The sequence below is a fragment of the Belnapia mucosa genome (assembly GCF_016775475.1).
Classification (GTDB): Bacteria; Pseudomonadota; Alphaproteobacteria; order Acetobacterales; family Acetobacteraceae; genus Belnapia; species Belnapia mucosa.
Window position 1 is genome coordinate 153,423 of sequence record NZ_JAEUXJ010000002.1, and the last position, 11,881, is coordinate 165,303.

At 70.2% G+C, this 11,881-nt stretch carries 10 protein-coding genes; 6 read left to right on the forward strand and 4 right to left on the reverse strand.

What is annotated here, in order from left to right; all coding sequences use genetic code 11:
- Positions 1–172 precede the first annotated feature (172 nt).
- Positions 173–1,831: a GMC family oxidoreductase gene (locus tag JMJ55_RS05390; protein WP_202824490.1), complete on the forward strand. Its 1,659-nt coding sequence runs from the start codon at positions 173–175 to the stop codon at positions 1,829–1,831.
- Here the strand turns inward: JMJ55_RS05390 and JMJ55_RS05395 are convergent.
- Positions 1,828–2,646, reverse strand: a complete 819-nt coding sequence (locus JMJ55_RS05395) for a carbon-nitrogen hydrolase family protein (protein WP_202824491.1) — start codon at positions 2,644–2,646, stop codon at positions 1,828–1,830. The two genes, JMJ55_RS05390 and JMJ55_RS05395, sit on opposite strands and share 4 nt — an antisense overlap.
- 302 nt (positions 2,647–2,948) lie before the next feature.
- On the opposite strand from JMJ55_RS05395, the gene JMJ55_RS05400 reads away from it, so the two are divergent.
- The 4 genes from JMJ55_RS05400 (at position 2,949) to JMJ55_RS05415 (ending at position 7,100) form a co-directional block, all read left to right on the forward strand.
- The gene (locus JMJ55_RS05400; protein ID WP_202824492.1) at positions 2,949–4,109 is read left to right on the forward strand and encodes a 2-aminoethylphosphonate--pyruvate transaminase; all 1,161 of its coding nucleotides are present in this window, start codon (positions 2,949–2,951) and stop codon (positions 4,107–4,109) included.
- Positions 4,106–5,509, forward strand: coding sequence for a glutamine synthetase family protein (locus tag JMJ55_RS05405; RefSeq protein WP_202824493.1), 1,404 nt, complete (start codon positions 4,106–4,108; stop codon positions 5,507–5,509). The genes JMJ55_RS05400 and JMJ55_RS05405 overlap by 4 nt, the downstream gene beginning before the upstream one ends.
- A 42-nt stretch (positions 5,510–5,551) precedes the next feature.
- On the forward strand, positions 5,552–6,334 hold the full coding sequence (locus tag JMJ55_RS05410; protein ID WP_202824494.1) for an inositol monophosphatase family protein: 783 nt from the start codon (positions 5,552–5,554) through the stop codon (positions 6,332–6,334).
- A 193-nt stretch (positions 6,335–6,527) separates the two neighbouring features.
- A complete protein-coding gene (locus JMJ55_RS05415) occupies positions 6,528–7,100 on the forward strand; it encodes a YgjV family protein (protein ID WP_202824495.1) in 573 nt (190 codons plus the stop codon).
- 19 nt (positions 7,101–7,119) lie between these two features.
- Here JMJ55_RS05415 and JMJ55_RS05420 read toward each other — a convergent pair whose 3' ends face one another.
- The 3 genes from JMJ55_RS05420 to JMJ55_RS05430 form a co-directional block, all read right to left on the reverse strand.
- Positions 7,120–8,496 (reverse strand): NAD(P)/FAD-dependent oxidoreductase, encoded by a 1,377-nt coding sequence (locus JMJ55_RS05420; RefSeq protein ID WP_236033442.1) that lies wholly within the window; start codon positions 8,494–8,496, stop codon positions 7,120–7,122.
- Between the two features lie 140 nt (positions 8,497–8,636).
- Positions 8,637–8,777 (reverse strand): peptide chain release factor 1, encoded by a 141-nt coding sequence (locus JMJ55_RS05425; protein WP_202824497.1) that lies wholly within the window; start codon positions 8,775–8,777, stop codon positions 8,637–8,639.
- Positions 8,778–8,862: 85 nt separating this feature from the next.
- Positions 8,863–10,113, reverse strand: a complete 1,251-nt coding sequence (locus JMJ55_RS05430) for a hypothetical protein (RefSeq protein ID WP_202824498.1) — start codon at positions 10,111–10,113, stop codon at positions 8,863–8,865.
- Positions 10,114–10,255: 142 nt separating this feature from the next.
- Between JMJ55_RS05430 and JMJ55_RS05435 the strand changes: the two genes are divergently transcribed.
- Positions 10,256–11,866, forward strand: a complete 1,611-nt coding sequence (locus JMJ55_RS05435) for a M10 family metallopeptidase (RefSeq protein ID WP_202824499.1) — start codon at positions 10,256–10,258, stop codon at positions 11,864–11,866.
- The last annotated feature ends 15 nt before the right edge of the window (positions 11,867–11,881 follow it).

Below are 11,881 nucleotides of genomic sequence, written 5' to 3' on the forward strand. Positions count from 1 at the left end.
AATAAACGGCGAAAATGCTCGTCGTTGCGGCCGGGACGCGAAACCTCTATCCGTTCGCCTCCCAAAAGAAGACACAGCCGCGACTGGGCAGGGGATCAAACAAAAAAGAGTGATGGACGCCCGGGATTTTGTTGGGAACTCTGTCGGCATTCACCAAGCCCCAGGGACTCCCATGCCATTCAATGGCGCCATGATCGAAGCCGATATCGTCATCGTCGGTGCCGGCAGCGCCGGCTGCGCGCTGGCCGCGCGGCTCTCGGCCGATCCCGGCCTCCGCGTGTTGGTGCTGGAGGCAGGGCGGCGCGACCGGCTCGGCATCACCCGCCTGCCGGCCGCCCTGCTGCGGACCATCGGCAACCCACGCTACGACTGGGCCTATCAGTCCGAGCCCGATCCGACGCGGAATGGTCAGTCGGAGCTCTGGCCACGCGGCAAGACCCTCGGCGGCAGCTCCTCCATCAACGGCATGATCTATGTCCGCGGCGCCGCCGCCGATTACGACGCCTGGGCGGCGATGGGCTGCGGCGGCTGGGGCTGGGAGGACGTGCTACCCATCTTCCGCCGGCTGGAGACGGCCGATGCGCCGGATGCCACGCATCGGGGCGGGGAGGGGCCGCAGCGCGTCTCGGCGCTGCGCTGGCGGCACCCATTGGCCGCGGATTTCATCGAGAGCGGCGTCGCCTGCGGCATTCCCCGCTTGGCCGATCTCAACGGCCCGGAGCATGAGGGTATCGGCTGGAACCAGGGATCCATCCGGGAGGGCCGGCGGCATTCGGCCTATGACGCCTTCCTCGCCCCGGTGCTCGGCCGGCCGAACCTCACCGTGCTGGACGATGTGCTGGTGGAGCGGCTGAGCTTCGCCGGCCGCCGCGCCACCGGGCTCGAGGCGCGGCGTGGCGGCGTGCCGCTTCAGGTCGTGGCGCGGCGCGGCGTGGTGCTGACGGCGGGCGCCATCAACACACCGCAGCTGCTGATGCTCTCCGGCATCGGCGCCGCCGAGGAGTTGCGGCGCCTCGGCATCGCGCCCGTGCTGGACGCCCCCGAGGTGGGGCGGAACCTGATGGAGCATCCCGGCCTCTATGTGCAGGCCGAGATGACCGAGCCGACCGCCAACCGCGAGACGACGCCGCTGCGGGCGGCCTATCACCTCGCCCGCTGGCTGGTCCGGCATGACGGCCCGGTCAGCGTGCCGACCGCCCAGGCCCTGGCCTTCTTCCGCTCGACGCCCGAGGCGGCGGAGCCAGACCTGCAATTCCACATCTTCCCCTATGGCTCGACCATCGGCCGCGGCGGCAAGCGGGTGATCCCGCGCCGCAACCTCGCCACCATCTTGATGAACGCCAATTTCCCCCGCTCGCGCGGCTGGCTGGAACTGCGCTCGGCCGATCCGGCGACGCCCATCGCCATCCATCCACGCCTGCTGGAGCATGAGGATGACGTGGCGACGCTGATGCACGGGCTCGACTGGGTGCGGCGCATGGCGAGCACCGGGCCCTTCGGCGCCGGGCTGCGCTGCCTGCTCGGCGTGCCGCCGGCGGAGGAGGGGCGGGCGATGGATCTCGCCTATCTCCGCGCCGCGACCCGGCCCTTCTACCACCCGGCCGGAACCTGCCGGATGGGGCTGGATGCTGGCGCGGTGGTCTCGCCCGATCTCGCCGTGCAGGGGGCGGAGGGGCTCTGGGTCGCCGATGTCTCGATCTTCCCGCGCCATATCGCCGGCAATACCAATGCGACAGCGCTGATGATCGGCGAGCGGGCCGCCGACCTCATCGCCGCGGCGCTGCGGCCGGGGGCGGCGAGGCCAGTGGAGGCGGTCCTGGAAGCCGCTTAACGGGTCTCCAGCCGGTAAATATCGCTGCGGCGGTTGGCGAGGGCCGGGAGCTCGGCCCGCAGCGCCTCCTGCCGCGCCAGGTCGAGCGTCGCAGTGACGATGCCCACCCCCTCGGGCCGGCAGGCCAGTACCTGGCCCCAGGGATCGATGATCATGCTGTGGCCGAAGCAGGCACGCCCGGCTACCGACTCGCCGACCTGCGCCGCGGCGATGACGAAGCACTGGTTCTCCACCGCGCGGGCGCGCAGCAGCAGCTCCCAATGCGCCTGGCCGGTATGTTGTGTGAAGGCGGCCGGCACCAGCAGCAGCCGGGCGCCGGCCAGCATGTGGAGCCGGTAGAGCTCCGGGAAGCGGATGTCGTAGCAGACCGAAAGCCCGGCCCGGAGCCCCTCGATCTCCGCCGTCACCACCCGATCCCCGCCGCCGACCGTCGCCGACTCGCGGTAGCTCGGCTGGCCGGCTAGGCCGATATCGAAGAGGTGCAGCTTGTCGTAGCGCGCCGCGATCCGCCCCTCCCGGTCGAAGAGCAGGCTGGCATTGCTGCAGCGCCCATCCGCCGCCCGTGCATGCATCGAACCCGCCAGGACCCAAAGGCCGAGCTTCCGCGCCCGCGCCCCGATCGCCTCCGAGAGCGGGCCGGGGATCGGCTCAGCCGCGGCCAGTGCACCCTCATCCGTGCCGAGATAGTCGAAATACTCCGGCAGCACGGCGAGGTCGGCGCCATGGGCCGCCGCCTCGTCCAGCAGGTCGAGCGCGATGGCGAGGTTGGCCGGCTTGTCCTGCCGGGAATTCATCTGGCATGCCGCGACGCGCATCGCACGCTGCTCCCGCTGAACGGTGAATGGATTGGCCAATCCTGGTTCGCTTCACGGCTGCCGTCCAGCAATAACCGGCATCGGTCATCGCGTTTCGGGATGTACGGCGTAATACATTCTGCGAAGCTGATTGGGAGTTTCTTGCCGATATTGCCCGCGCGCGATGAACTAGTCTTGCCGCCTTGGCGTTTGCCCGGCCACTGCCGCCTTTACCGCCTCGCTACAGCGGGAATCGCGGCGGGTAACAACGCCAGCGCGATGGGCGACCGGAACACGGCCCGGGATGCCCCAAGGAAGCACCAATGAATTCGAAAAACCCCCGTCTCCTGACGCCCGGGCCGCTGGCCTTGGCGGAGGAGGTCAAGGCCGCGATGCAGACCGATCTCGGCTCGCGCGATGTCGCCTTCCGCCGGGTGACCCAGGATATCCGCCAATGGGTCCAGGACGTGGCGCATGCCGCGCCGGAGTACAGCACGATCCTGATGCAGGGCAGCGGCACCTTCGCCATCGAAGCGGCGCTGACCACCTTCCTCAAGGACACGGACAGGGTCCTGGTCTGCGCCAACGGCGTCTATGGCGAGACCGCGGCGAAGATCCTGCGCCGCCACCGGCTCGACCATGCCGTCATCACCCGCCCGATCACCGAACCGGTTTCGGTCGCCGAGGTCGAGGCACGGCTCGCTGCCGACCGGCGCATCACTCATCTCTACTTCGTCCATTGCGAGACAACCTCCGGCATTCTCAACCCGCTGCCGGAATTGCTGTCCCTGGCGCGGCGCCGCGGCGTCACCAGCATCGTCGATTCCATGAGCGCCTTCGGCGCAATCGAGGTGGATGCGGAGCGGCATCCCTTCGACATCCTCATCTCCTCGGGCAACAAGTGCCTGGAGGCGCCGCCCGGCATCGCCTTCGCGATCGTCCATCGCGCCCTGCTGACACCCGAGCAGACCGTCTCCCGCACCTACACGCTCGACCTGTTCGACCAGTGGCGCGGTTTCGAGGAGACCGGCGAGTGGCGCTCGACCCCGCCGACCCATGTCGCCCAGGCGCTCCGCGCGGGTCTGATGGGGCTGCGGCAGGAAACGGTGGCGGGCCGACATGCGCGCTATGCGGCCATCCGCGACCGGCTGATCACCGGGATGCGGCCGCTCGGCTTCCTGCCGATCCTGCGGCCCGAGCTGCAGACGCCGATCTGCGTCGCCTTCCGGCATGACGGGCTGGTGCCGGATGCAGTTGCCTTCGCCGATTACTACCGGCATCTGCGCGCCGCCCGGCTGCTGATCTATGCCCGCTTCCACGAGGCCACCCGCAGCTTCCGCATCGGCTGCATCGGCCGCATCGAGCCCGCCTGGGTGGATGAGTTGGTGGAGGCGACGCGCGCCTTCGCCATGTCCCGTCGCTGGTCGGGCGGCAGCGCGGGCCTGGCCCGGCGCGCGGCAGCGGCGCCGGAGCGCCGGCCATGAGCCGCGGCGCCACCCGCCCGGTCGCGGTCGCGGCGGCCTCGCCGGCAGCCAACGATGCGCCCGCGGAGGACAACCTCCGCCGGCTGCTCGCCACCGAGGGCACCGACACCCTCCTGGTTTGCATGGTGGACATGCAGGGCCGGCTGGTCGGCAAGCGCCTGACCGCGCGCCAGGCACGGGAGGCGCCGGGCGAGGACATGCATGCCTGCGACTACCTGCTCGGCGTCGATGCCGAGATGGTGCCGATCCCCGGCCTGCGCAGCAGCGGCTGGGAGAGGGGTTTCGGCGATTTCTCCATCCGGCCCGACCCGTCCACGGCGCGGCTGCTGCCCTGGCAGCCGGGCACGCTGCTGGTGCTCGGCGATACCGTGGACCATGAGGGCCGGCTGGTGCCGCATGCGCCGCGCAGCATGCTGCGCCGGCAACTGGAACGGCTGGCCGCGGCGGGCTTCACCGCCAGCATGGCCTCGGAGCTGGAATTCACCGTCTTCCAGGGTGACTGGCAGCAGCTTCGCGCCGGGGCCTATCGCGGCCTGACTCCGGACGGCTTCTATTCCGAGGATTACCAGGTCTTCCAGGGCACCGGGCGGGAGCCGCTGATCCGTGCCATCCGCAACAACATGGAAGCCGCCGGCATCCCGATCGAATCCTCGAAGGGCGAGGGCGGGCCGGGCCAGGCGGAGATCACCCTGCTGCATGCCCCGGCGCTGGAGAGCGCCGACCGGCATGTCATCTACAAGACTGGCGTGAAGGAGATCGCCCAGGCCGCCGGCAAGACGGCGAGCTTCATGGCCAAGTGGCACGAGGCGCAGCCGGGCAGCAGCGGGCATATCCATTTCTCGCTCTGGACCCCTGGCGGCGAGCCGGCGACGGCGGGGCCGGAGGGCCTTTCCGCCGAATTCGGGCATTTCCTCGCCGGGCAGATCGCCCTGCTGCGGGAGATGACGCTGTTCCTCGCCCCGGTGGTGAATTCCTACAAGCGCTTCCAGCCCGGCTCCTTCGCGCCGACCAAGGCGGTCTGGAGCCGCGACAACCGCACCGCCGCCTTCCGCGTGCTGGGCCATGGGAAAAGCCTGCGCGCCGAATGCCGCGTGCCGGGCGCCGATGTGAATCCCTATCTCGCCTATGCCGCGCTGATCGCGGCGGGGCTGCACGGCATGGAACAGCGCCTGCCGCTCGACCCGCCGGCCGAGGGCAATGCCTATCTCGTCGAAGGGCTGCCGGAGATCCCGACCACGCTGCGCGAGGCGATGGCGGCGCTCGACCGCTCCGCCGTGCTGCGCGCCGCCTTCGGCGATGCGGTGATCGACCACTATGTCCGCGCCGCCGCCTGGGAACAGTCGGAACACGACCGCCGCGTCACTGACTGGGAAATCGCCCGCTATCTCGAGCGGGCCTGAAGGATCATTGATGCCAGACGACCAGACGATGCGAGTGATGGCGTGACCGAGGCCGCCTGGATTGCGGCGGCGGAGGCTGCGGCGGATGTAGCGGGCGCCGTCATCCGCCCCTTCTTCCGCGCCGCCCATGGGATCGACGCGGCGCTGAAGGAGGATCGCAGCCCCGTCACCATCGCCGACCGCACCGCCGAGTTGGCGATGCGGGCCGTGCTGGCCGAGCGCTGCCCGGATCACGGCATCCTGGGCGAGGAATTCGGCCTGCAACGGCCGGAGGCGAGGCTGCGCTGGGTGCTCGACCCGATCGATGGCACCCGCGCCTTCATCACCGGGCGCCCCATCTTCGGCACGCTGGTCGCGCTGCTGGAGGGCGACCGGCCGATCCTCGGCGTGATCGACCAGCCGGTCACCGGGGAACGCTGGGTGGGTGTGGCGGACCAGCCGACGCGCTTCCGTGGCCCCTTCGGCGGCCGCCCCGGCTGCCGCGCCTGCCCGGACCTGGGTGCGGCTGAACTGTCCTGCACCAGCCCGGCGATGCTGAATGCCGAGGAGACGCCGCGCTGGCGCCGGCTGGCGGACCGGGTCGGCCGCGTCTCCTGGGGCGGCGATTGCTACGCCTATGGCCTGCTGGCGCTGGGGCAGCTCGACATCGTCGCTGAATCGGAGATGAAGCCCTGGGACTGGGCGGCCATCGTCCCGGTGGTCGAGGGCGCGGGCGGCCGCGTCACGGATTGGCAGGGCCGGCCGCTTCGCGCCGATGGTCCAGGCCAAGTGCTGGCCGTCGGCGATCCCGCCCTGCTCGACCAGGCCGTCGCTTTGCTGCGATGAGGTGGTGTGACCTGGGGGGCACATCGCCCACTAGTTGATTTGAATACAATCACACGATCTTGAGTTCACGAGTTCGTTGATGCTTTCTGGCGCCACGCCCGGCTGGCGATTCGGCCGCGGCGAACAGCCAGGACCGACTTCCCGTGACTTCTCTCCCGTTCCGCTCCGCGGACGCTCGCCCGGGCGTGCCGCAATGATCTTCCTTCTCGCCCAGGGCTTCGGCTTTGCCGGCAGCCTGGCCTGCTGCCTCTGGTCCTTCGCCAGCACCCGCCGCACCATGCTGCTGGTGCAGATGCTGGGCTCCGTCTGCTTCCTGCTGCACTGGATCCTGCTGGGGCGCGAGACGGCCGCGGCCATGACCGCGCTGCTGCTCGGCATGGCGGGCTTGGCGCTGCTGCTCAATGCGCCGCCAGGCTCGCCGCAGCTGCGCATCGTGCGCGGGATCTATCTGGCGGCGCTGCTGCCCATCGCCGCGCTGGCAGTGCTGACCTGGGCGGGGCCGCAATCCTTCTTCGCCGCCATCGGCACCGCCATGTGCTGCCATGGCCGCTGGCAGACCGACCGGGACCGCCATCGCGCCATCCTGCTGGCCTCCTCGGTGCCCTGGATGGTGCATAGCGCCATCGTCGGTTCGATCCCCGGGCTGTGCACCGATCTCTTCGCGCTGGGCCGGGCCGGCTGGCTGGCCTGGCAGCATTGGCGGGCCGGCCGGCAGGCGCAGCCCGCGCGCTTCCTTCTGCCAGGCGCGGTGGCGAAGGCCGGCTGACCAGCCGGGCATCCGCTGCTCAGCCCCAGAGGCGCTGCGCCTGCCGCGTGTTGTCGTTCTGCGCCTGCGGGTCGGCAACCAGCGCGCCACCATCCTGGCCGGGCACCGGCGTGGCATTGCCGCCGGGCGGCTCCCGCCCGGTGATGAGGCGCGCCCCGCGTTGATAGGTCAGGTAGCTCCAGAGCCATTCGAAGGAGACGACGACCCGGCTGCGGAAGCCGATCAGGTACCAGACATGCGCGAGGCCCCAGAACCACCAGCCGATCAGGCCGGTCAGGCGCATGCTGTCGAGCGCGACCACCGCGGAGCGCCGCCCGATCGTGGCGAGGTCACCGTGATGGCGGTAGGTGAAGGGGCCGGGCTCCGGCCGCCCGGCTGCCCGCGCCGCCAGCAGGGTCCCGACATGGCGGCCCATCTGCTTCGCCGCCGGCGCGATGCCGGGCACGCGCCGCCCCTTTGCATCCGTCGCCGCGGCGATATCGCCGATGGCGAAGATGCCAGGATGCCCCGGCACCGACAGGTCCGGTCCCACCTGGATGCGCCCCGCCCGGTCGCGCTCGGCACCGATCCAGGCGCCGGCCGGCGAAGCGACGACGCCGGCCGCCCAGACGATGGTGCTGGCGCCGATCCGCTCCTCGCCGCATTCCACGCCATCCGCGGTGCAGCGGGTGACGCGGGTGCCGGTCAGCACCTGCACGCCCATCCGCTCCAGGGAGCGAAGCGCGACCCTGGACAATTCCTCGGGCAAGGTCGGCAGGATGCGCGGCCCGGCCTCGATCAGGACGATGCGCGCCATGGCGGGATCGACTTGGCGGAATTCGCGCGCCAGCGCATTGCGCGCCAGTTCCACCATGGCGCCGGCGAGTTCCACGCCGGTCGGGCCGCCGCCCACCACCACGAAGGTGAGGAGGCGCCGCCGCTCCGCCTCATCGCGCGTCACCTCGGCCCGCTCGAAGGCAAGGAGCAGGCGGCGGCGGATATCGGTCGCGTCCTCGATCTGCTTGAGGCCGGGCGCGACGGGGGCCCATTCGTCATGGCCGAAATAGGAATGCGTCGCGCCGGTGGCCAGCACCAGCGCGTCGTAGGGGAAAGCGAGCCCGTCGCCGGCATGCACGAGCTTCGCCGCGGGGTCGATCCGCGTCGCCTCCGCCATCACCACCGTCACATTGCGCTGGCGGCGGAAGATGGAACGGATGGGCCAGGCGATGTCGCCGGGCGAGAGGGCCGCGGTGGCGACTTGGTACAGCAGCGGCTGGAACAGGTGGTAGTTGTGCCGGTCGATCAGCGTGACCTCGACCGGTGTCCGTGACAGCGCCCGTGCTGTCTCCAGCCCGCCGAAGCCGGCGCCGAGGATCACCACCCTAGTCAAGCCAGTTGCCGCGTCCTGATCGGCCATGTCCCAACCCTCCGCCCCGTGCCGGTGCATGACGGGGTGATCGCGGCGGCACGCCTCAGGGTTTGCGGATATTCCGGTCTCCCGACCGCCATTACGCGGCTATCCCGGTGGCGCGTGTTGTGGGGCGGCGAGGGGAAGCGCTAACTGGCCGGGATGCGTGCTTCCTGCGCGCTGATCTCGGCCAGCAGGGTCCAGACCCGGTGCGGGTCCATGCGGATATCGGGATCGTTCAGCAAGCGGTCCAGCTCATCGAGCTTGGCCTGGAATTCGCGGTCGGTCATGCGGCTCCGTCCCTAGGCTGCCAGGCTCATGCGGCAGCGTAGATCAATGCCGCATGGAAACGTGGCAGTCCGAAGACAGTCGCTGTCACATGGAGGAGAGGATGGCCGGTGCCAGCGCCGCCAGCTTCGCCGCCGGATGCGCCGGGTTGCGGAAGCGCAGATGCGGCTCCGCCGCCGCATCCGGGGGCGGCGCGCCGAACATCTCGAAGCGCGAGGCGCAGGTAACGGCGACGATCCGCCGCGCCGGCGGCGTGGTCATGAAGCGGCGGACCGCACCCTCCAGCTCCAGCCGCTCGCGCAGGCCGCGCCACTCGCTACGGTCGAGATCCTCGAGAAAGACCGAGGCGATGCCGGGCCGCTTGCCGGAGAGCCGCGCCTCCGCCACCTGGCCCAGCCGCCGCGCCACGGCGCCGGCGACCTCATTCTCCCGTCCGGCGCGGGCGGCCAGCACCAGCAGGCCGCCGCCGGGCTCGGACACCATGGCCAGATGCGCCTCCGGCCCGAATTGGGCGCGCAGCTGGGCCGGCAGCGCGGCCCCGCGCTCGCCCCCCAGCAGCAGCGGGTCGAGCTTCAGCACCGCCTGGGTGCCACCCGCCTGCCGCTGGCCGGCGGCCAGCATGCCGGTGATGGCGGCATGCAGGGCCGGCAGCTGCTCCGGCCCGGCGATGCCCTCCGGCAGGGTCATCTTCAGCAGGTAGCGGCCGGGATGCACCGCCAGCCATGCCTGCAGCTCGAGCGTGATCCGGTCCACCAGCGCATACCAGTCGGTCCGGTGCAGCGGCCGGCCTTCCTCGGCGGAGACGGTCTCGCAGGCGATCTCGGCGGCGGCGCCCTCGCGTTCCGCCACCAGGTCATGCGGCGTGCCCTCGGCGAGGCCGGTGAAGCGGATGGCGAAGCCGCTCTCGCGCAGCAAGGCCGCGGTGCGGAGCAGGTGGAAGAGGGGGATGAGCGTCGCCTCGCCGGTGAGCCCGGCCACCAGCAGGTCGCGCAGGCGCGCGCGAGGGCCCTCGGGCAGGCTGTCGGCCAGCCGCACCGCTTCCTCGGCGAAGGCGCAGATGCGGCGTTCGGCGCTGGTCGGGCGGGTCAGGGCGCGGCGGCCGACCAGCCGGGCGAGGGCGAGTTCCAGTGCGTGGCGCTGCTGCGCCGCCCGGCCGCTGAGGGATTTCGCCCCGGCTCGATTGCCGAGATCCGCCAGCCGGGCCGCCCAGGCCGCCTCGCCGCAGAGGGCAACGAAGGCATCAAGGCCGGGATTGTCGCTGCCCGGAGGGGCTGGGAATTGCCCATGCGGAAAGGTTGCGGCCAGGGGATCAGCAGCCTGGGGATCGGCGAAGGTCATGGCTTCGTCTCGTCCTTCTCGTCGCATCTGCTAAGCCCGCATTGGCGGTAACCGTCAAGGGTGGTGTCTGCGTTCCTGTGACTGCCCGGCCTTTCGCATGATACTCACCTTTTCGTGCGGCTGGTGGGTGTAAGGACAAGCCATGAGCGTCTACGATCCGCTGCTCGAAATCCTCGATGGGCAGCCCACCGCGCGGTGGAATTATCCGGCCGCGATCGGCACGCCGCTGGCGAGCCCGGGTGGCCTCGGCACCCATGCCGACGTCACCTACAGCTTCATGACGGGTTTCCCAGGCTATTACGACATCCAGGCCCATTATCCGGGGGCGGGTTTCGTCCCCATGTCGGCGGCGATGCAGGCGGCGGCGAAGCAGGCCCTCGCTGCCTGGGCCTCGGTCGCCGATATCGGCTTCACCCAGGTCGCCGATGCCGGCGCCGGCGGCGAGATCCGCTTCGGCCAGCATGCCATGACCGGCAGCGGTGGCTATGCCTATTTCCCGAGCTTCGGCACCACCTATTCCAGCGGCTCGGCCACGATCCTCAACACCTCCGAGGTGCCGATCGGCGGCGATGTCTATATCGCCACCCAGCCGGCGAATGACCGCTTGCAGCCCGGGCAATATGGCTATGACACGCTGGTGCATGAGGTCGGCCACGCGATCGGCCTGAAGCACCCCTTCGAAGGGGCGCTGACCCTGCCGGATTCCACCGACGATACCGCGCATACGGTCATGGCCTATGCGCCCCCGGCCAATGCCGGGATCGTCACCGTGACCGGCACGGCCAGCGGCTACCAATACACTACGGATGTGATCTACCCGAGCGGCCCGATGCTCTACGACATCGCCGCCGTGCAATATCTGTATGACGCAAATACCCATACCGCGACGGGCGACGATTCCTATGTCTGGCCGACGAATGCCCGCTTCTTCCAGACCATCTGGGATGCCGGCGGCACCGACACCATCGACGCGCATAACCAGACCCTGCCCAACATCATCGACCTGCGCGATGGCCACACCTCCTCCATCGGCCTGCGCCAGACGGATGCCGAGAAGCGGCTGGAAATTCCCGCCTTCGCCACCCAGGCACCGACGCCGAGCTATGACGGGCACGACAACCTCGCCATCGCCTTCGGGGCCGTGATCGAGAACGCCGTCGGTGGGAGTGGCCAGGACACCTTGATCGGCAATGCCGCCGCTAACCGGCTCGACGGCGCATCCGGCCATGGCGAGGCGGATTATCTGCTGGGCGGCGCCGGCAACGACACCTATCTCGTGGACAGGGCTTCCGACATCGTCACCGAGGCGCCGAATGCGGGCACTGATACCGTCCTGGCGCGGATCGATGGCGGCGGCTTCACCCTCGGGGAGAATGTCGAGAACCTCACCCTGCTCGGCGCCACGACCTATGGCCGCGGCAATGCGCTGGCCAATGCCATCACCGGCGATGCGGCGGCCAACTGGATCCTCGGCGGCGGCGGGGCGGATACGCTGGATGGCGGCGCGGGCAATGACATGCTCTGCGGCCAGGATGGGGCGGATCTCTTTACTTTCGCCCCGGGCTGCGGCGCCGACATCATCTGCGACTTCGCCCCGGGCAGCGACCGTATCCGCCTCAGCGGCTTCTCCGACCTTACCCAGGTCGCGGACAACCAGGGCATGGCCTTCATCGATCTCGGCGGTGGCGACAGCATCCGGCTGCTGCATGTCGCCGCGGCATCGCTGCAGGCGTCGGATATCCTGATCGCTTGACCGCCGCCTCAGCCA